The sequence below is a fragment of the Pseudomonas sp. 13159349 genome, assembly GCF_013305685.1.
GTDB classification, from domain to species: domain Bacteria; phylum Pseudomonadota; class Gammaproteobacteria; order Pseudomonadales; family Pseudomonadaceae; genus Aquipseudomonas; species Aquipseudomonas asiatica.
The window spans coordinates 4,654,957-4,674,513 of the sequence record NZ_CP045553.1 but is presented as its reverse complement, the minus strand read 5'-3'; the positions used below and the strand labels follow the sequence as shown (position 1 = coordinate 4,674,513).

Here is a 19,557-nt window from a genome sequence, read left to right as displayed (position 1 = left end):
GAAATCAGAGCTTTCCTTGATGACGTGATTGGGCAGGGCCCGGACGCAGACGATTGTACAAGGCCAACAGCAGTCCGAGCAGTAGCAAGGCGCCCGGGGCCAGGCTGGCCAGGTGCAGGCCGATACCGTCGGCCAGCCATTGGCGGCTGGCACCAAGCAGCAGGCATGTGGCAAACAACGCGCAAAGGTGGCCGGCGAGCAGGCGCCAGCGCCCTTGATCGGGCAGCAGGTAGTCAATGGCCAGGCATTGCAGGCACAGCAGTGCGGGATAGTGGCCGAGGGCGAGTGCCAGTGGCAGCAGCCAGGCACGCAGTGCCAGTTGCAAGCAACTGGCCAGGGCCGCCAGAACCAGCAGGCTGGCCAGTACATAGGTCCAGGTGGCGGATCGTCGGCGCAGGGGTGCCATTGATAGCTGGTGAAGGCTGCTCAGCAGCACTGCGCACACGCCTATGGTGGCGCCTTCGCTCAGTGTTCGGGTGGCGCCCAGCAGAGGCACCAGGCTTGCGCCGAGCAGGTAGAGCCTATTCATGCGTGGCGCCCTCCAGCAATACGCTGCGCTGCTCATCGAAGTAGCTCAGCGCTTCCTGTAGCGCGACGATCACTGCACGTGAGGTCACGGTTGCGCCGGCCAACTGGTCAAAGTCGCCCTGGTCGCGCTTCAGCGCCCAGTGGTCGCCCAGCTGACGGTTGGCAAATTGCCCCAGCCAGTTCAGCTGCGCATCACCCAGGCGTGCACCCAGCCCAGGGCTTTCCTGGTGCTCGACCACCTGGCTGCCGATCAGTCGGCCGTCCGCTGCGATGGCCACGCTCAACACGATAGGCCCGGCATAGCCCTGGACCTTTGTGACCAGTATGACGGCGGCCGGTTTACCCGCCAGCGTTGCCCGGTAAGCTGCCAGGATGCGGCTGTTTGGCCGCTGTGCGGCGGGCCTGGGCAACGGGCTGTCCAAAGGTTGGTTGTCGTAACTGCCTTCTGGCAACACCGCCAGCCGCTGGCGGCTATTCAGTTGCTTCTCGGCGTCGGCGATGGCTGCGCTGGTCCAGTGCCGCCAGGCCAAAGTGGTCGACAGCGCCAGTGCTCCGGTCAGGAGCAACAAACCCACATCACGTACCAGGCGCTTCATCGGGCAACCTGCTGGCGCTGCAGAGCCAGGCGTTCGAGGCTCGGCGCCATGAGGTTCATGAGCAGGACGGCGAACGCTGTACCGTCCGGGTAGCTACCCCAGGTGCGGATCAGATAGATCAGCAGGCCCGCCCCCAGGCCGAAACCCAGCTTCGCCCACTCCTGCCGGGGCCCGGACACCGGTTCGGTGGCAATGAAGAACGCCGCCATCATTGTCGAGCCGGAGAACAGGTGCACCAGGGGAGAGCCGTTGGAGTCCGAGCCCGAGCCATTCCAGCCCAGCAGGCTGAACAGGAACAACCCAGCCAGCAGACCGGCCGGCGCATGCCAACTGATAACCTTGCGTTGCAGCAGGAACAGGCCGCCCAGCAGGAACGCCAGGTTGACCCATTCGCTGCCCCGTCCACCGATGCTGCCGAAACCCGGGTGACCGGCGAACAGTTCATCGATGGTCAGGCTGTGGTTGTGGCGAAGGCCGTCGAGCAGCGTCGGCCTGGCCCAGGCATCGATCTGCTCGCCGCCGGCGAACACCAGCTGCAGGCTGTCGAGCAGGGCTGGTGCCGGCCCCGGCCAATGGTTCATCTGCAACGGGAAGCTCAGCAGCACGAAGGCGTAGCCGACCATGGCCGGGTTGAACAGGTTGCGCCCAACCCCGCCAAAGGCCTGCTTGCCGATGCCGATGGCAACGCTGGTAGCGACCACCGGCAACCACCAGGGTGCCAAGGTGGGCAGGGCGGCGGCCAGCAGCACGGCGGTCACCAGCGCGCTGCCGTCGTTCAGCGCCGTGCGCAGCGGTTGTGCTCGCAAGGTAAGCAACAGCGCCTCGCACAGCAGCGCGGTGCTGGCGCACAGCAACAGGTTCAGTAGCAAACTCCAGCCATGCAGCCAGAACAGCGCCAGCAGGCCAGGTACGCAGGCCAGCAACACCAGGCCCATGCTGGTGCGTAGCCGCGGGTCCGGCTTGGCGGTCATTGGGCGAACAGCCCGTTGAAGCCGGAAAACGCCATGGCCATTACTCCGGCCCCAAGCAGTTCGATGGGCAGGCCGCGCATTGCCCCGGGGACGTCGGCATGAGCGCTGCGCTGGCGCAGGTCGGCGAACAGCACCAACGCCAGCCAGAAGCCGCCGCCGGCCAGCAGGCCTTGCAGCAAGGTAGCGAGCCATGTGCTTTCGTCGCTTGCCTGTTGCAGGGTCAAGCCCAGTACTACCGCGTTGCTCAACAGCAGCGCGGGCAGTTGCGTCACCGGCCAGCTCGGGCGCCATCTTGTCAGTAGCCATGGTACGCCCCAGGCAAGCACGGCCAGCCAGGGCAACAACAGGAACAGGGCAAGGTCCTGGGCTTGCAGTGGGGCAAGCACCCCGCGCACCAGTAGTTGTGCGCCGATCACGCCCAAGGCAATGCACAGTGCGCAGGCAAGGCCGTGCACGTGGAGGTGCAGCCCTGGGAATGGCTGTTGTTGCAGGCACAGGTGATTGACCAGCGCAGCGCTGATCAGTACCAGGATGTAGTCGCTCATGAGATGACGATAGCCGGGAATCGGGGCGATTGTCCGGGTTTGGCATCAAGGTGCCGGAGTCATTGTGAAAGTGGGCGTGCCCGCGAACACCGGCAACGCCGGTGCCATGCAGCGCGTAGTCAGTCTCGCGGGCACGCCCGCTCCCACAAGGTCCAGCAGGTTTTGTTACTTGATGCGCTGGCCCGGTTTGGCACCGCTGTCCGGGCTCAGCAGGTAGATCTCTTCACCGCCAGGCCCGGCCGCCATGACCATCCCTTCGGACACCCCAAAGCGCATCTTCCGTGGCTTGAGGTTGGCCACCATCATGGTCAGCCGGCCTTCCAGCTGGGACGGGTCGGGGTACGCCGACTTGATGCCGGAAAACACGTTGCGGCGCTCGTCACCGATGTCCAGGGTCAGTTGCAGCAGCTTGTCCGCGCCCGGTACGGCCTCGGCCTTGACGATCAGCGCCACGCGCAGGTCGACGGCAGCGAAGGTGTCGAACTCGATTTCCGCCGACAGTGGGTCCTTGGCCAGCTCGCCATTGCCGGCCGGGGCCTTGGCTTCGGCGGCCAGCAGGTCTTCCTTGCTGGCGGCGACCATGGCTTCGACCTTGGCCGGTTCGATGCGGCTCATCAGCGCCTTGAACGGGTTCAATTGGTGGTTTTCCAGGCGCGACAGGTGGTCGTTCCAGGTCAGTGGTGCCACGTTGAGGAAGGCCTCGGCGTCAGCAGCCAGCACCGGCAGCACCGGTTTGAGGAAAATCACCAACTGGCGGAACAGGTTGATGCCCTGGGCGCAGATGGCCTGAACTTCATCCTGCTTGCCTTCCTGTTTGGCCAGCGACCATGGGGCCTTGTCGGCAATCCAGGCGTTGGCGCGGTCGGCCAGCGCCATGATTTCGCGCATGGCACGGCCGAAGTCGCGGCCTTCATAGGCGTCGGCGATCGACGGGGCAGCCGCCAGGAAGGCTTCGGTCAGCTCCGGTGCAGCATCGCCAGCCACCATCACCCCTTCATTGCCCTTGTGGATGAAACCGGCGCAACGGCTGGCGATGTTGACCACCTTGCCGACCAGGTCGGAGTTGACCTTCTGCACGAAGTCTTCCAGGTTCAGGTCCAGGTCATCGACACCGCGGCCCAGCTTGGCAGCGTAGTAGTAACGCAGGTATTCCGGCTGCAGGTGGTCGAGGTAGGTGCGGGCCTTGATGAAGGTACCGCGCGACTTGGACATCTTGGCGCCGTTCACGGTCAGGTAGCCGTGCACGTTGACCGCGCTCGGCTTGCGGAAGCCCGCGCCTTCGAGCATGGCTGGCCAGAACAGGGCGTGGAAGTTGACGATGTCCTTGCCGATGAAGTGGTACAGCTCGGCCTTGGAGCCTTCGTTCCAGAACGCGTCGAAGTCCAGCTCCGGGCGGTGTGCACAGAGGTTCTTGAAGCTGGCCATGTAGCCGATCGGTGCATCCAGCCACACGTAGAAGTACTTGCCTGGCTCGCCTGGGATCTCGAAGCCGAAGTACGGCGCGTCGCGCGAGATGTCCCACTCCTGCAGGCCCGAGTCCAGCCATTCGGCCAGCTTGTTGGCTACCGCGTCCTGCAGCGTGCCGCTACGGGTCCACTGCTGCAGCATGGCCTGGAAGTCCGGCAGCTTGAAGAAGAAGTGCTGGGAATCACGCAATACCGGGGTGGCACCAGAGATGGCCGACTTGGGGTTCTTCAGCTCGGTGGGCGCGTAGGTGGCGCCGCATTTCTCGCAGTTGTCGCCGTACTGGTCTTCGGCCGCGCACTTGGGGCAGGTGCCCTTGATGAAGCGGTCGGCGAGGAACATGCCCTTTTCCGGGTCGAAATACTGGGTTACCGAACGGGTGGCGATGTGCCCGGCGTCTCGCAGGCGCGCGTAGATCAGGCCCGACAGTTCGCGGTTTTCTTCGCTGTGGGTAGAGTGGAAGTTGTCGAAGTCCACCAGGAAGTCGGCGAAGTCGCTGCTGTGTTCGGCCTGGACGTTGGCGATCAGCTGTTCCGGGGTGATGCCTTCTTTCTCGGCGCGCAGCATGATGGCCGAACCGTGGGCGTCGTCGGCGCAGACGTAGATGCACTGGTTGCCGCGCAGCTTCTGGAAGCGGACCCACATGTCTGTCTGGATGTACTCGAGCATATGGCCAAGGTGGATCGATCCGTTGGCATAGGGCAAGGCGCTGGTGACGAGAATCTGACGTGGCTCGGACATGGTGGCTCGGCTACTTATCTGGCGACGGGGTAAAAATGAGGTTGATCGGCCACTATAAAGGGCTGGCGAAGATATTTCACCCCGCATGCGCATCTGCTGACGATTGACGGGTTAGGATAGGCGTCTGTTTTACATTCAGTTTGCCATTGGGAGTCTCCATGAGTGCCGTCACCCGTGCCGCCGTCGAAGGCGTGCTTCGCCAGTACACCGACCCCTACCTGAACCAGGACCCGATCAGCGCCGGCTGTGTGCGCGCAATCGATATCCAGGGCGGCCAGGTCAGCGTGCAATTGCAACTGGGTTATGCCGCAGGGCTGTTCAAGAACGGCTGGGCCCAGGTGCTGCAGACCGCCATCGGCAACCTGGAGGGCGTCAGCAGTGCCCAGGTGTCGATCGACTGCGTGGTGGCTGCGCACAAGGCCCAGGCCCAGGTGCCGGCAATGGCCAACGTCAAGAACATCATCGCCGTGGCCTCGGGCAAGGGCGGTGTGGGCAAGTCGACCACCGCTGCCAACCTGGCCCTGGCGCTGGCTCGCGAGGGCGCGCGAGTGGGTATTCTCGATGCCGATATCTATGGCCCCAGCCAGGGCGTGATGTTCGGCATCGCCGAAGGCACCCGCCCGCAGATTCGCGAGCAGAAGTGGTTCGTGCCGATCAAGGCCCATGGCGTGGAAGTCATGTCCATGGCGTTCCTTACCGACGACAACACGCCGATGGTATGGCGTGGCCCTATGGTTTCCGGCGCGCTGCTGCAGCTGGTGACCCAGACTGCCTGGGACGACCTGGATTACCTGGTGATCGACATGCCGCCGGGCACCGGTGACATCCAGCTGACCCTGGCGCAGAAGGTACCGGTTGCCGGTTCGGTGATCGTCACCACCCCGCAGGACCTGGCCCTGCTGGATGCCAAGAAGGGCGTGGAGATGTTCCGCAAGGTCAACATCCCGGTGCTGGGCGTGGTGGAGAACATGGCCGTGCACATCTGCTCGAACTGCGGTCATGCCGAGCACCTGTTCGGCGAAGGCGGTGGCGAGAAGCTGGCGAGCCAGTATGGCGTCGACCTGTTGGCGTCGTTGCCGCTGTCGATGCTGATTCGCGAGCAGGCCGATAGTGGCAAGCCGACGGCGATCGCCGAGCCGGAAAGCCAGATTGCGATGGTCTATCAGGAGCTGGCCCGTCAGGTGGGCGCGCGGATCGTGCTGCAGGAAGCTGCTGCGCCGGCGATGCCTAGCATTACCATCAGCGAAGATTGATCTGTCAGATCGCGTCGCTCTCTTCGCGGGCAAGCCCGCGAAGCAGGCGACACGGTCTTTCGGCCAGGCATAAAAAAACCCGCCGGAAGGCGGGTTTTTTGAAAGCTAGGAAGCTTCGATCGACTTAGGCGATCTGAACTTCTTCAGCCTGCATGCCTTTCTGGCCGCGGGTAGCGACGAAAGTAACAGCCTGGCCTTCTTTCAGGGTTTTGAAGCCGTCAGCTTGGATGGCTTTGAAGTGCACGAACAGGTCGTCGCCCGACTGAGGGGTGATGAAGCCGTAGCCTTTCTCATCGTTGAACCACTTAACAACACCGGATTGACGGTTGGACATTTTTCTGTCTCCTTGGACAATTTGATAACGGTCAGGAAAAACCCTGGCCGGGACTGAGCGCAAAGAGAGCAGAAAATTCAGCGATGGGCCGATCAGGATCGTGCATCAAACTAGAGATTCTCGGTGTCACGTGCAGCACAGTGGCGCCACCTTACCCCACTTTCCGCAACCTGCCAATGGTCAGAAGGCGCTTTACGCAAATTCGGATCGACGGCGGCTGAAGCCCCCGCCCGGCGCGGGATGAGGCATGGAACTTTAACCTGGGCGCCGGGACCGGTAAGATGCGCGTCTCGAATTTTCACCTCGCAACTCTTCAGGACACCCCGCCATGAGCATCAAATCGGACAAGTGGATTCGCCGCATGGCGCAGGAACACGGCATGATCGAACCGTTCGTCGAGCGCCAGGTGCGCGGCGAACAGGACAGCCGGGTGATCTCCTTCGGCGTCTCCAGCTACGGCTACGACGTGCGCTGCGCCGACGAATTCAAGGTGTTTACCAATATCAACTCGGCCACCGTCGACCCGAAGAACTTCGATGCAGGCAGTTTCGTCGACATCAAGAGCGACGTGTGCATCATCCCGCCGAACTCCTTCGCCCTGGCGCGTACCGTCGAGTATTTCCGCATTCCGCGTGATGTGTTGACCATTTGCCTGGGCAAGAGCACCTACGCCCGTTGCGGCATCATCGTCAATGTCACCCCGCTCGAGCCCGAGTGGGAAGGCCATGTGACACTGGAGTTCTCCAATACCACCACGCTGCCGGCGAAGATCTACGCCAACGAAGGTGTGGCCCAGATGCTGTTCCTGCAGTCCGACGAAGAATGTGAAGTGTCGTACAAGGACCGTGGCGGCAAGTACCAGGGCCAGCGCGGCGTCACCCTGCCGCGTACCTGAGCCGACAAGCGCGGGGAATTCCCCGCGCCTTTGGCACTCCAACTGGATAACGCCGGTGCGCATGACGCGTAGCGGCCTTGCCAGGAGCAGCCAATGAAACTCCACCCCGCAATCAGTGCCAAGCTGGCAGGCCTGCAGCCCAACCACGTCGGGTTGCTACCATGGTCACTGCTGGCACACCCGCTGCCGATGCAGGCGGGGGGCGTGCCCCACCAGCCTGACCCGGATACCCCGCAACCGCCGGAGCCCGGTGATACACCACCCATGGAGCCGGGCGAGCCGACCCTGCCGGACGAGCCTCCACCGGCACCTGTAGCCTGAGTGATCCGGGCTAGAGCGGCCAGACGCGGTCTGCACCGGTCAGGAACACCCGGCTGGCGCCCGTGGGGGCGATTTCCCAACCCCCGGTAAACTCACCGAACGCCGGCAGCAGGCTGACCTGTCCATCGATCAGGAAGCAGGGCAATCGCAGGCGTTGCCGAGCCTTGCCGCGCAGGACGAATACCGGGTGTACGTGCCCTGCCAACACCGGTTGGGTCGGGTGGGGGCGGGGTTCGTGCTGTAGCGCAAAGGGTTCCAACAGCCAAGGTTCGCTCACGACTTCGATACCAAGTGACGCGGGCGGGTCACCGGCGTTTCGATCGTGATTGCCGCGGATCAGCACGATTTTCAGGGTTCTGTGGCGCTCTCGCCAGGCCTGCAGCGTTGCCAAAGTTGCCGGCGCCTGCGCTGCGCGCGCATGCAGAAAATCGCCAAGAATGATCAGTTGCTCGCAATCATGCCTTGCCAGCAATGCATCCAGGCGGGAGAGTGTCGCCTCGGTGGTGCCGCGCGGTACCGGTTGGTGCAAGGCGCGATAGCTTGCTGCCTTGCCGATGTGCACGTCGGCCACCAGCAGAGCATGACGGGCTGGCCAGTAGATGGCCTTGTCCGAAAGCAGCCAGAGCACTTGGCCATGGTGTTCGATGGGTAGAAGGTTGGTCATTCCGTAGCGTCCGCCGCACTGTTCAGCTCCGCGACCATCCTCGCAATCCGGTCCGCCAGTCTCTCGGTGCTCAACGTTTCGCGCATGCCTTCCACCAGCAAGGCAAATGCCAACGGTCCGGGCCGTTTGAGTGGTCGCAGTTCCAGCTGTAACTGGCCCATCTTCAGCAATTGCCGGTGCAACCGCTCGATCTCCAGTTCCTCATTCAGCACCTCGTCCCGTGCCTGGGCCAGCAGCAGGTTGCCGGTGTCATGCTTGCGAAATACCTCATAAAACAAGCCGCTGGAGGCCTGGATCTGCCTGAGGCTTTTCTGCGCCGCCGGATACCCGCCAAACACCAACCCGGCAATCTGTGCGATCTCGCGAAAACGACGCAACGCCATTTCTCCTGCGTTGAGGCTGGCCAGCACATCATCCAGCAGGTGTTCGGTACCAAGTGCCTGCGGCAGGTGCGTCGTCCAGTCCACCTTGCCTGGACTGAGCAGTTCGAAACCGTAGTCATTGACCGCAATCGAAACCGAAAGCGGCTGCACGCGGCTCACCCGCCAGGCGATCAGGTTGGCCAGGCCAAGGTTGGCCATGCGCCCGGCGAACGGATACAGGAACAGGTGCCAACCCTGGCGCGACTTGAAGGTTTCTGCCAGCAGCGTTTCGGGGGTGGGCAGCGCCGACCATTGCGCCTGCAAGGCCAGCAGGGGGCGTACTGCACGCATCTCCGGGCTTTGAAAGCGCCCTTGGGATGCTGCGCCGAGCTGCTCGACCAGTGCGTCGGCCAGTTCGCTGGAGAGCGGCATGCGGCCACCATTCCAGCGTGCAACCGCTGCCTTGCGCGCGGTACTGCGGCGTACGTAGGCCGTCATGTTTTCCACGCGCACCAGTTCCAGCACTCGCCCGGCGAACACCAAGGTGTCGCCAGGGCGCAAACGGGCAATGAACGCCTCTTCGACGCTGCCCAGCGCCTTGCCCCCGCCACCCTTGCTCCAGTACTTGAGCTGCAGGCTGGCGTCGCTGACGATGGTACCGATACTCATGCGGTGGCGACGTGCCAAACGTTCGCTGGCAACCTTGTAAGTGCCGTCGGGCTGGCGCTCGACGCGCTGGTAGTCTGGGTAGGCGCTGAGTGAGCTGCCGCCATGGCAGACGAAGTCCAGCGCCCATTGCCACTGGCTGTCACGCAATTCGCTGAAGGCCCAGGTACTGCGCACTTCGGCCAGCAACTGCTGCGGGTGAAAGCCGCTGCCCAAAGCCATGCTTACCAAGTGTTGCACCAGCACGTCCATGCACAAGCGCGGCGAATGCCGGGCTTCGATGTGCCCGGCTGCCAGGGCGTGCCTGGCGGCGGCTGCTTCCACCAGTTCCAGGCTGTGGGTGGGCACCAGAGTCACCCGGGAGCGCCGCCCCGGCGCATGGCCGGAGCGCCCGGCCCGTTGCACGAGACGGGCAATGCCCTTGGCGGAACCGATCTGCAGTACTCGCTCCACGGGCAGGAAGTCCACCCCCAGGTCCAGGCTGGAGGTGCAGATCACTGCCTTCAGGTTGCCTTGCTTGAGGTTGCGCTCGACCCAGTCACGGGTATCGCGGGCCAGTGAGGCATGGTGCAAGGCAATCAGCCCGGCCCACTCGGGGCGTACCTCGAGCAGGGCCTGGTACCAGAGTTCGGCCTGCGCCCGAGTGTTGGTGAAGACAAGGCAACTAGTGCTGGCATCTATCTCCCGGCTGACCTGATCGAGCATCTTCAAACCCATGTGCCCGGCCCAGGGGAAGCGCTCGATGGCCGTTGGCAGCAGGGTATCGACCTGCAACTGCTTGTCCTGTCGGCCTTGTACCAGCAGGCCGCCTTGTGGCAGCAATACGTCCAGCGCATGTTGGAGATTGCCGAGGGTCGCGGACAGGCCCCAGGTCGGCAGGCTCGGGTGCCAGTGGCGCAGGCGGGCCAAAGCCAGTTGCAGTTGTACTCCACGCTTGTTGCCCAGTAGTTCGTGCCATTCGTCCACCACTACCAGGCGCAGTGTGGCGAAGTCTTCGCGAGCTTGTGCCCGGGTCAACAGCAGCGTAAGGCTTTCAGGGGTAGTGACCAGTACGCTGGGCAGGCGCCGTGCTTGCCGGGCACGTTCGGCACTGCCGGTGTCGCCGCTGCGAATGCCCACGCTCCAGGGCAGGCCCAGGTCGTCCAGCGGCATCTGCAGTGCGCGGGCGGTGTCGGCGGCCAAGGCTCGCATGGGGGTAACCCACACCACCTGCAAGGGTGCAGCATGACGTCCTTGGGCTTCGGCCTTGAAGGCCCTCAGTGCGGCGAGCCATACCGCGTAGGTCTTGCCGGCACCGGTACTGGCATGCAGCAAGCCGGATTCGCCCCGTTCCACGGCGGCCCAGACGCGGCGCTGGAAAGCGAAAGGCTTCCAGCCACGCTTGGCGAACCAGGCCTTGGCGAGGTCGGTGGCGGCGGGCATGGGGCATAGGGTCCTTCGGTGGCTGTGTTTCTACAGACAACCAGCCAGGCGCAATGGTTTTACCGGATCAGTTTGCCAGCAGATAGCCGCTGCGGCACACCTGCTCGCCTGCGACGTGGGCGATGACCATGCCTGCGGTAGCCATGCGCCGTACGTTACGTGCATACAGCAGGCCGGGCTGGCTGTTGCGGATGGCCGTCACCCGGTCGCTGAGCGGGTCGATGACTTCAGCGATCAACTGGCCCGCCTCCAGGTGCTGGCCTGGCCGGGCGTGGTACACCAGCAACCCGCCCAGTGGCGTTATCACCGGTTCTACTGCGGCCAGTGGTGTGGCCGGGCAGCGCAAGGCGGGCAGGGCCGGGCTTGCGCCTTCGATGACCCCCGCATGGGTAAGGAAGTCGAGGATCGCCTGGCAGTCCTTGCTGGCCAGGTCGTGGCTGACATCGGCCTGGCCGCGCAACTCGACGGTGACCGAGCAGCAGCCCAGCGGAATCGGGAAACGTTTGCCGAAGCGTTGTTGCAGCTGCCACCAGACCAGGCTGAAGCATTCATCGAACGACTGCCCGCCAGAGTCGGTGGCAAGCAGGCTGGCTTGGGCACCCAGGTAGCGGGCCAGAGGTTCGATCTGCGGCCAGGCGTCTGGCGTGGTGTACAGGTGCTCGACCGCCTCGAAGTCGCAGTGCAGGTCCAGCACCATGTCGGCATCGCAGGCAAGGCGCTGCAATATCAGGCGTTGAGCCTGCAGCGGTGTGCGCGCCGGGTGTGCGTCCAGCCCCCGCCGCAGGTATTCGCGGATCAGCGCGAGGTTGTGTGCCGGGTCTTCGGTCAGGTGTTCTTCGATCTGGTCGCCGATGCTGTCGGAAAGATCGACGAAGTTACGGTTGAAGTTCTCGCCGCTTTGCAGTTCGAATCGTCCCAGCGGCGCGTCCAGCAGCACTTGTTCCAGGCCGACCGGGTTGGCCACCGGCACCAGGATGATCTCGCGCTGCAGGCGGCCTTGCTGTTCCAGTTCACCCAGGCGGCTTTTGAGGTGCCAGGCCACCAGCATGCCGGGCAGCTCGTCGGCATGCAGCGAGGCCTGGATATAGACTTTGCCGCCACCGCGAGGTCCGAAGTGGAAGCTGTGCAACTGGCGGGTGATGCCCGGAACGGGCGAGAGCAGGTCGTGAGTTGAGTGGTGCATGGTGGTCCTGGGTGCGTGGCGAAAACGGTCTGCGACACAGTCGGCACAAAGATGGAAGCACAGTTTTCGGGCTTGCGCCTCCTTCGATTGCGTCCCGATTACCCCGTCGGCTTCTTCGCGGGCGTGCCTGCTCCCACAAGGAACCTCACAATCCTCCCGGCCTGTGATGAACCTGCGGGAGCGGGCGTGCCCGCGAAAAAGCCAACGCCGTATCGAAATGGTTTCAGGCCAGCAGCGCCTGCAATGTAGCCAGGTCATCCGCTTCTTCCACTGGCTTGTCCAGCCGCCAGCGCACCATCCGCGGAAAGCGCACGGCGATGCCGCTCTTGTGTCTCCTGGACAGGGCGATGCCCTCGAAGCCCAACTCGAACACCAGCGTCGGCGTCACGCTGCGCACCGGCCCGAAGGTTTCAACCGTGGTCTTGCGGATGATGGCGTCGACCTTGCGCATTTCTTCGTCACTGAGCCCTGAATAGGCCTTGGCAAAGGGGACCAGTGCCCGACCCGGCGTACCGGCTGGCGCGTCCCACACGGCGAAGGTGTAGTCGCTGTACAAGCTGGCCCGCCGGCCGTGGCCGCGCTGAGCATAGATCAGCACGGCATCGACGCTGAACGGGTCGATCTTCCACTTCCACCAGGTGCCCATGTCCTTGGTGCGCCCCACGCCATACAACGCCTCTCGCTGTTTCAGCATCAGCCCTTCCACCCCCAGGCTGCGGGACTGTTCGCGCTGGCGGGCAAGGTCGGCCCAGTCCTGGCCTTCGAGCAGAGGCGAGAGCAATACCGGGGCCAATGGGTGCTGCTCAAGTACCAGCTCCAGCTGCTGGCGGCGTACATGCTGCGGACGGCTGCGCCAGTCCTCGCCTTGCCATTCCAGCAGGTCGTAGGCCTGCAGCACGACCGGGGCGTCGCTCAGCAGCTTCTTGCCCAAGGTCTTGCGTCCCAGGCGCTGCTGCAACAGGGCAAATGGCTGCACGGCCAGCTCAGCCGCTGAGCCACCAGGTTTCCAAACCAGGATCTCGCCATCGAGCACGACACCGTCGGGTAACGTCTGCGCCAGGCCGTGCAATTCGGGGAAGCGTTCGGTGACCAGTTCCTCACCGCGCGACCAGACCCACAGCTGGCCTTCGCGCTTGACCACCTGGGCGCGAATGCCGTCCCATTTCCACTCGATTTGCCATTCGCTCGGCGGCCCGAGCAGTGTATCGAGCTGTTCGGTTGATACCTGCAGGGGGTGGGCCAGGAAAAACGGGTAGGGCTGGCCGCCACGCAAGCTATGTTCATCGTCTGATTCCGGGGCTATCAGCCGTTGATAGCTGACTGCCGTCGGGCGGTGGCTGATGTCGGTGTAGCCAACCAGGCGCTGGGCCACGCGTTTGGCATCCAGCCCGGCCAGTTGCGCGAGGGCGCGAGTGACCAACAGCTTCGATACGCCCACGCGAAAGCTGCCAGTGATGAGTTTCAGGCAGAGCATCAGGCTGGGGCGGTCCAGCTGGGCCCAAAGAGGCGGCAGGCGTTGCTGGATCTCCTCGACCGGCAGGTTCCGCAATGGCAGCAGATGGGCTTCGACCCAGCGGGCGAGGCCGTCGTCGCCAGGGTGGCGGCTTTCCGGAACCAGCAGGGAAATGGTTTCGGCCAGGTCGCCAACGGCCTGGTAGCACTCCTCGAAAAGCCAGTCAGGCAGCCCCGCCAACCTGCCGGCCAGCTCCCGTAGCACGCGTGTAGGCACCAGTTGGCGGGGGCGGCCACCTGCCAGGAAGTACACCGCCCAGGCGGCATCCACAGGCGGGGCGGTGTTGAAGTAGTCGCGTAGCGCCTTGAGCTTTGCAGTGCTGGAGGTGGTCGCATCCAGCCTCATGTACAGCTCGGCGAATGCTTTCATGCGCCTGGCTCCGTGGTCACAATGTCATCTTCCTCACCGTACTCGGTCACGAAGGCGCGGGCATCGAGGCCTTGTTCGATGAGGTAGCGCACCAGCACATTGACCGAACCATGGGTGACCATCACGCGTTCTGCGCCGGTCTGGCCGATGGCCCAGAGCAATCCCGGCCAATCGGCATGGTCCGAGAGCACGAAACCTCGGTCTACCCCACGCCGGCGTCGGGTGCCGCGCAACAGCATCCAGCCACTGGCAAAGGCATCGCTGTAGTCGCCGAAACGGCGCATCCAACTGCTGCCACCCGCCGAAGGCGGTGCCAGGACCAGTGCCTGGCGCAGCAGCGGGTCGTTGCGAGGGATATCGCCGACATAGCGGGTTTGCGGAAGGTAGACGCCAGCGTCCCGGTAAACCCGGTTGAGTGGTTCGACAGCACCATGCACGAGGACAGGGCCAATGTTGGCGTCCAGCCCGTGGAGGATTCGCTGGGCCTTGCCGAAGGCATAGCAGAACAGCACGCTGGCTTTGCCCTGTTCGCTATTGGCGCGCCACCAGTTATTGATGCCGGTGAAAATCTCGCCCTGGCTGGGCCAACGGTAGATGGGCAGGCCGAAGGTCGATTCGCTGATGAACGTGTGGCAGCGCACCGGTTCGAACGGCGTGCAGGTGCCGTCGGGTTCCACTTTGTAGTCGCCGGAGGCGACCCAGACCTCGCCCTGGTACTCCAGGCGCACTTGCGCCGAGCCCAGTACATGCCCGGCCGGGTGCAGGCTCAGGGTTACGCCATGGTGCAGCAGGCGTTCGCCGTACGGCAGGGTTTGCAGGTGGATGTCCTGGCCCAGGCGGCTGCGCAGGATGCCGGCGCCTGAGGCGGCGGTGAGGTAATGGCGGTTGCCGACGCGGGCATGGTCGCCGTGACCATGGGTAATAACAGCGCGGTCTACGGGGCGCCACGGGTCGATGTAGAAATCACCGGGCGGGCAGTACAGGCCTTCGGGGCGGGCGATGACGAGGTCCATGGCTCAACGTCTGGAGTAGGGCTTGCTAGGTCAGAGTGGCGAGGCCTGCGACAAGTTCTATGTGTGAGGCAGCCCTCTCGAGGGCTGCCAGACCCGCGTCAGGAAATAGCGACCTTCCAGCCCGATTTTCGGGCTTCTTCGATGCTGATCTTGGCGACGCGGGCGATGTTCAGGCGTTTGCCGTCATGCATCAGATATGGCGAAGCGCGGAAGTGATCCCAAGTGGTATCGACGCTGTCGGGCAGCAGGTCCTCGGTGTCATAAGCGATTTCCAGGGTGACCGGTGAAGAAACCGCAGGGGCGCTGGCATCTCCGTCGCTGATCATGCGGTAGTCGGCGATTGCGGTTCCCAGCCAAAGTTGTGCATTGACGGTAGCGCCAGCTGGAACTTTGAGCGTATCAGGCCAGGAAATTTCAATTTTCAGGGTTTCTGTAGCCATGTTCATCATCCTCTTGATGGAAAGTGTGCCGCACCTGTCCGGGAACAGTGCGGCACCGAGGATGCTAGGTAGCTGGGTGGCTGCCGGTAAGCAGGAAAGGCTCCACTAGCGCCCAGGCACCAACGTCAAACGCTGGTTGCCATACGCCCGCCCGAAGTTCTGCTGCTGCAGTGGCAGGCTCATGAAGCGCCCTTTGAACCAGGCATCCAGCCCATCGCTGTAATGCGTGCTGGCCGGGTTGCCGGACTGCCCGCTGCTGGTCAGCACCTGCAACGGCTCGGCCTGGCCGAAGTCGACGATCATCCGTGCCGAGGCCGGCAGGCGGGTGTCGAAGTCGCTGCCCCAAGCGTATGGCGTCAGGGCCAGGGTGGTAAAGTCGCCACCGGCAGCCAGCGGCGGGCGACCGAGGGCATCGCCCAGGCCATGGTAGGCCGGTGCAGGCCAGCGGTACTGGTGCAGCTTGCCCCACTGCCAGGCGCGGCGGTCGGCTCCCAGTTGAGCGGTGCCGGCATCCACAGCACCAGCCAGGCTGCGGGCGAGAATGGCCGGCTTGTCTTCTTTCTGCGGGGTATTGCGGTCATCCCAGAACGGGCTGTCGTCGCGGCCCAGCAGGTGGTCGGCCTGCGCCGAGAACGACAAGCGGGCATTGCTGACGAACGCCTGCCAGGCCGGGCCGGATTCCGGGCCCAGGTCATCAAGGAAGGTTTGCCGGGCGACTTCCTGGAGGAACAGTTCGTACAGTGCGGCATCGGCCGACACCGGGCTCAGGCGGCCATCGAAGGCCTTGAGCCGGGCCAGCGCGTCGCTGGCCTTGTCGCGCTGTGCGGCGGGCAGGGCGTCGATCGCCTGCTTGAGCGGCTGGGCCATGCCCGGGGCGTCGAACATCTGCTTGAGCTTGTCGGCCAGCAGGGTGGTCTGGTCGTTCTGCAGGGCCATCAGGCTGCGGCTGTCGTGGCGGCCATTGCCGGCCAACTGGGCCAGGCGCTCGGCGCGTTCTGGGTAGTACCAGGTGCTGGACAGCTGCATGCCATAGCCACGCGGAAGGCTGCGCTGGTTGGCGTGGCCGATCCAGCCGGCGGGCGGGTCCTGATCGTAAGGGTGCAGCATCGGGTCGGCATAGCCGTCCCAGTCGTAGCGCCCGTCCCAGCCAGGCGACGGCAGCAGGCCCTGGCCTTCGCGGCGGTTGGGGTAGCGGCCACTGACTTGCCAGCCGATGTGCTCGGGTTCGGCGAAGACGAAGTTGAGGGCGGCGGCGGTCACTTCACGGGTACTGTCGAAGGCACGCTCCACGCTCTTGGCACGGGTCAGGTCGAACAGCGCATCCAGGCTGCGGTCGCCCTTGAACTGTGGCAGGTTCAGCGCCAGGCCCAGGCTGGCATTGCCTGGCTGGGCCAGCAGGGTGCCGTGGCGGGTGTCGTACATCACCTCGCGCAGCGGGCGCTGGCCGCGGACGAAGAAGGTTTCGCTACGGGCGCGGGCCGGCAGCCATTTGCCGTCGGCGAGGTAGCTCAGTTGGCTGCCCTGGTGGCGCAGTTGCTCCAGATACAAGTCCTGGTTGTCGGCCATGACCGCGCTGCTGCTCCAGGCCAGCTTGCCGTTGTAGCCGGCCAGCACGATCGGCAGGCCAGGCAACGACAGGCCGGCGACCTGGTACTTGCCGGTGTGGATCTGCACCGGGCTCAGGGCCCAGGCGGCTCGGCTGTCGCAGGCCAGCAAGCTTTTGCCGCTGCGGCTGCGCTGCGGCGCCAGGGCCAGGTTGGCCGAGCCCGGGCTGCCCAGAAGGTCGAGGTCGGCCAGCTTCTGGCTGGCGGCTGCCAGGGCTGGCAGCCCCGGCAACTGGCTGGCCAGGTTCAGGCCCTTGAGCTTGTCCACTTCGGCTTCGGCCAACGGCTCGTCCGGGGCACCGGGTAGCAGCCAGGCCAGCTTGTCGCTGCCGGCTTTTTGCGCCAGGGTCAGGGCGCTCAGTTCTTCCTGCAGGTTCACCGACTGGCTGAACGCATACAGGCTGAAGATCAGTGCCGAGTCCTCGGGCTTCCAGTATTCGGGGCGGTATCCACTGCTGGCCAGGCCGGCGGGCAGCTTGTCGCGGTAGCGGAACAGGTAGGCGTTGACCCCGCGTGCATACACTTCGAAGAAGCGCTTGAGCCGTGGCGACGCGTCGGCGTACTGCTGGGCGGCGCTTTGCTTGAGGTTGGCCGCGCGCATCAGGCGGTCGATGTCCAGCGCGTCGCTGCCGGCCAGTTCTGCCAGGCGGCCCTGGGCCAGCAGGCGCATGGCGACCATCTGCTCGATGCGGTCGCCGGCATGCACATAGCCCAGGCTGAACAGGGCGTCATGGAAGCTGCTGCTTTCGATCAGTGGTGCGCCCATTGCGTTGCGCCGTACCGAGACGTTCTGCGCCAGGCCCTTGAGCGGCTGCACGCCGCTGGTCGGTGGCACGCTGCCCTGGTAGCCGCCCGTCTGGCAGCCGGCCAGCCCGAGCATGCCGAGCAGCGTGGCAGCGGTTGCGAACCGCGGGCGGAATGGAGGAAAGGCGGAGGCGGCCATGACAAGGGCTCCTGCAAGGCGTGGCGGGTTTCGAAAGGCGCTAAGGTAGTGAGCGCGCAGGCGCCGTGCAAGGTCCCTGGGCGGTTTATTTTTTGTGCTTGGCGTGGGGTGTGTGGTGCCTGTGAGATCGAGCGCCGCCCGCGCGGCGCTTCGCAGCACAAGGCTGCTCCTACATTTGTTTCAGGCCAATTATTCCTGTGAGGTTTGTGCGCGAACGCTTTGGCGCATGGCTCGATATCGCGTTGTACGAACAAGGCGGTCGCGTGCACTGGCATAGGCATTACTGGCCCGAAACAGATGTAGGAGCAGCCTTGTGCTGCGAAGCGCCGCGCGGGCGGCGCTCGATTTGCGCGCCACCTCAAAAATCAAGACATGCACTCAAACCTTGAAATGTTCGGCCACGGCGTCGGAAAAGTGCGTGCAATTGATGCGAGCAAGGCGTTGATAGTCACGGCTGACGGCGAAGGCCGAGCCTGGCATCAATAGCACCTTGTGCTGTTCCAGGCGACGCATGAAGGGCTGCAGGTCGGCCAGTTCGGGGTGGTAGACCCACAGGAACATGCCACCTTGGGGCGTTATGTCGAATTGCCAGCCACGCGCCCGCAACAACTGCTGGGTCTGCGCCTGCTGCCGGATCAGGCGCTGCTGCAGGTCTTGCATGTGCCGGGCATAGGTGCCGTCGGACAAGATGGTGTTGACGAAGCGCTCGCAAAACGCCGGTACCGCCACGCAGGTCAGCAGCTTCAGGCGTGTCAGCGGCTCCATCAGCTCTGCCGAGCAGGCGATGTAGCCCACGCGCAATGAGGCGGACAGGCATTTCGAGAAGCTGCCGATGTAGATGACCCGCTCAAGGTTGTCCAGTTCGGCAAAGGTCTGGCGCACACCCGGGCTGAAGTCGCCGTAGACATCGTCCTCGACCACGAAGAAGTCGTGTTCCACCGCCAGGCGCAGGACGCTGAAGGCATTGTGCGGGCTGATGTTGCCGCCGGTCGGGTTGTGGAAGGTGCTGTTGCAGAAGAGTGCCTTGACCTTGTGCCTGGCCAGGTGCTCCTTCATGTCTTCAACGTTCGGTCCGTCCTGGGTTCGGCGCACCCCGACCACATGGCCGCCGGCCAACTGGATCAGCTTGATCAGGTTGCCATTGCCAGGCTCGTCGACGAACACGTGATCGCCTGGCTTGATCAACAACCGCGCCACCAGGTCCAGCGCTTGTGTGGCGCCCAGCGTAGTCAGCAACTGACTTGGCCGGGCATCCACACGGGTCAGGCGTTTCAGGTGCACGCACAACTGCTTGCGCATGGGCAGGTAGCCCTGGATGTCGCCATATTCTGCCAGCGAACTCTGCTCCAGGCGTGCCGTGCGCCGAATTGCCCTGGCCAGCAGCTCGGTGTCTCGCCAGGCGGGTGGCAGCCAGCCGCTGCCCAGTTTGGTGTAGTGCTGGCCCCCCTGCAGCAACTTGAACAGCGGGTCGTCGGCCATGCCTGCGGGCGTATCCACTGTGCCGGTTTGCCGTGTGTGGCTGGCGACGAAGTAGCCGCGGCCAGGAATGGCGGTCAACACACCTTCGCTTACCAATCGGGCATAGCTGGAGACGACATCGTGGTAGCTGCAGCCAACCGCCGCCGTCAGCTTGCGGATGGACGGCATGCGCTGGCCAGGCAGCCATTCGCCGGCTTCGAGGCGCTGTTTCAACTGGTCATGAAGGCTGTGCGGGCGCATGGCGGGTCCAG

At 64.2% G+C, this 19,557-nt stretch carries 17 protein-coding genes; 3 read left to right on the top strand and 14 right to left on the bottom strand.

Annotated features, from left to right (window positions below; genetic code table 11):
* Nucleotides 1-4: 4 nt before the first annotated feature.
* From GEV38_RS21585 to metG, 5 genes are all read right to left on the bottom strand, one after another.
* Nucleotides 5-529 (bottom strand): Rnf-Nqr domain containing protein, encoded by a 525-nt coding sequence (locus tag GEV38_RS21585; RefSeq protein ID WP_015271558.1) that lies wholly within the window; start codon nucleotides 527-529, stop codon nucleotides 5-7.
* Complete coding sequence (locus GEV38_RS21580; protein WP_054573732.1) at nucleotides 522-1,124, bottom strand: RnfABCDGE type electron transport complex subunit G; 603 nt, start codon at nucleotides 1,122-1,124, stop codon at nucleotides 522-524. The genes GEV38_RS21585 and GEV38_RS21580 overlap by 8 nt, the downstream gene beginning before the upstream one ends.
* On the bottom strand, nucleotides 1,121-2,095 hold the full coding sequence (locus tag GEV38_RS21575; RefSeq protein WP_054573731.1) for an RnfABCDGE type electron transport complex subunit D: 975 nt from the start codon (nucleotides 2,093-2,095) through the stop codon (nucleotides 1,121-1,123). The genes GEV38_RS21580 and GEV38_RS21575 overlap by 4 nt, the downstream gene beginning before the upstream one ends.
* Nucleotides 2,092-2,640 (bottom strand): Rnf-Nqr domain containing protein, encoded by a 549-nt coding sequence (locus GEV38_RS21570; RefSeq protein WP_173896014.1) that lies wholly within the window; start codon nucleotides 2,638-2,640, stop codon nucleotides 2,092-2,094. Before GEV38_RS21570 ends, GEV38_RS21575 begins: the two co-directional genes overlap by 4 nt.
* A gap of 165 nt (nucleotides 2,641-2,805) precedes the next feature.
* Entirely contained in the window at nucleotides 2,806-4,845 is a 2,040-nt protein-coding gene (metG, locus tag GEV38_RS21565; protein ID WP_054573730.1) for a methionine--tRNA ligase, read from the bottom strand.
* Between the two features lie 158 nt (nucleotides 4,846-5,003).
* Between metG and apbC the strand changes: the two genes are divergently transcribed.
* Nucleotides 5,004-6,098 (top strand): iron-sulfur cluster carrier protein ApbC, encoded by a 1,095-nt coding sequence (gene apbC / locus GEV38_RS21560; protein WP_015271554.1) that lies wholly within the window; start codon nucleotides 5,004-5,006, stop codon nucleotides 6,096-6,098.
* 124 nt (nucleotides 6,099-6,222) lie between these two features.
* On the opposite strand, the gene GEV38_RS21555 is transcribed toward apbC, so the two are convergent.
* Complete coding sequence (locus tag GEV38_RS21555) at nucleotides 6,223-6,432, bottom strand: cold-shock protein (protein ID WP_003254922.1); 210 nt, start codon at nucleotides 6,430-6,432, stop codon at nucleotides 6,223-6,225.
* A gap of 328 nt (nucleotides 6,433-6,760) precedes the next feature.
* Between GEV38_RS21555 and dcd the strand changes: the two genes are divergently transcribed.
* Together dcd and GEV38_RS21545 are read left to right on the top strand one after the other, a co-directional pair.
* On the top strand, nucleotides 6,761-7,327 hold the full coding sequence (gene dcd / locus GEV38_RS21550) for a dCTP deaminase (protein WP_003258001.1): 567 nt from the start codon (nucleotides 6,761-6,763) through the stop codon (nucleotides 7,325-7,327).
* 93 nt (nucleotides 7,328-7,420) lie between these two features.
* Nucleotides 7,421-7,648, top strand: coding sequence for a hypothetical protein (locus tag GEV38_RS21545; RefSeq protein ID WP_015271553.1), 228 nt, complete (start codon nucleotides 7,421-7,423; stop codon nucleotides 7,646-7,648).
* Between the two features lie 10 nt (nucleotides 7,649-7,658).
* Here GEV38_RS21545 and pdeM read toward each other — a convergent pair whose 3' ends face one another.
* The 8 genes from pdeM to GEV38_RS21505 all read right to left on the bottom strand — a co-directional run bounded on the left by pdeM (nucleotide 7,659) and on the right by GEV38_RS21505 (nucleotide 19,546).
* Nucleotides 7,659-8,312 (bottom strand): ligase-associated DNA damage response endonuclease PdeM, encoded by a 654-nt coding sequence (gene pdeM, locus GEV38_RS21540; RefSeq protein ID WP_015271552.1) that lies wholly within the window; start codon nucleotides 8,310-8,312, stop codon nucleotides 7,659-7,661.
* Nucleotides 8,309-10,762 carry a ligase-associated DNA damage response DEXH box helicase gene (locus GEV38_RS21535; RefSeq protein ID WP_054573729.1) on the bottom strand — a complete coding sequence of 818 codons (2,454 nt, stop codon included), beginning with the start codon at nucleotides 10,760-10,762 and terminating at the stop codon, nucleotides 8,309-8,311. The genes pdeM and GEV38_RS21535 overlap by 4 nt, the downstream gene beginning before the upstream one ends.
* A 67-nt stretch (nucleotides 10,763-10,829) precedes the next feature.
* The gene (locus GEV38_RS21530; protein ID WP_015271550.1) at nucleotides 10,830-11,945 is read right to left on the bottom strand and encodes a succinylglutamate desuccinylase/aspartoacylase family protein; all 1,116 of its coding nucleotides are present in this window, start codon (nucleotides 11,943-11,945) and stop codon (nucleotides 10,830-10,832) included.
* Between the two features lie 223 nt (nucleotides 11,946-12,168).
* The gene (locus GEV38_RS21525) at nucleotides 12,169-13,827 is read right to left on the bottom strand and encodes an ATP-dependent DNA ligase (protein WP_054573728.1); all 1,659 of its coding nucleotides are present in this window, start codon (nucleotides 13,825-13,827) and stop codon (nucleotides 12,169-12,171) included.
* On the bottom strand, nucleotides 13,824-14,840 hold the full coding sequence (locus GEV38_RS21520; RefSeq protein ID WP_015271548.1) for a ligase-associated DNA damage response exonuclease: 1,017 nt from the start codon (nucleotides 14,838-14,840) through the stop codon (nucleotides 13,824-13,826). Before GEV38_RS21520 ends, GEV38_RS21525 begins: the two co-directional genes overlap by 4 nt.
* Before the next feature lie 98 nt (nucleotides 14,841-14,938).
* Entirely contained in the window at nucleotides 14,939-15,280 is a 342-nt protein-coding gene (locus tag GEV38_RS21515; protein WP_054573727.1) for a hypothetical protein, read from the bottom strand.
* 105 nt (nucleotides 15,281-15,385) lie between these two features.
* Nucleotides 15,386-17,827: a penicillin acylase family protein gene (locus GEV38_RS21510; RefSeq protein ID WP_054573726.1), complete on the bottom strand. Its 2,442-nt coding sequence runs from the start codon at nucleotides 17,825-17,827 to the stop codon at nucleotides 15,386-15,388.
* Between the two features lie 378 nt (nucleotides 17,828-18,205).
* Nucleotides 18,206-19,546, bottom strand: coding sequence for a PLP-dependent aminotransferase family protein (locus GEV38_RS21505; RefSeq protein WP_015271545.1), 1,341 nt, complete (start codon nucleotides 19,544-19,546; stop codon nucleotides 18,206-18,208).
* Nucleotides 19,547-19,557: the final 11 nt, after the last annotated feature.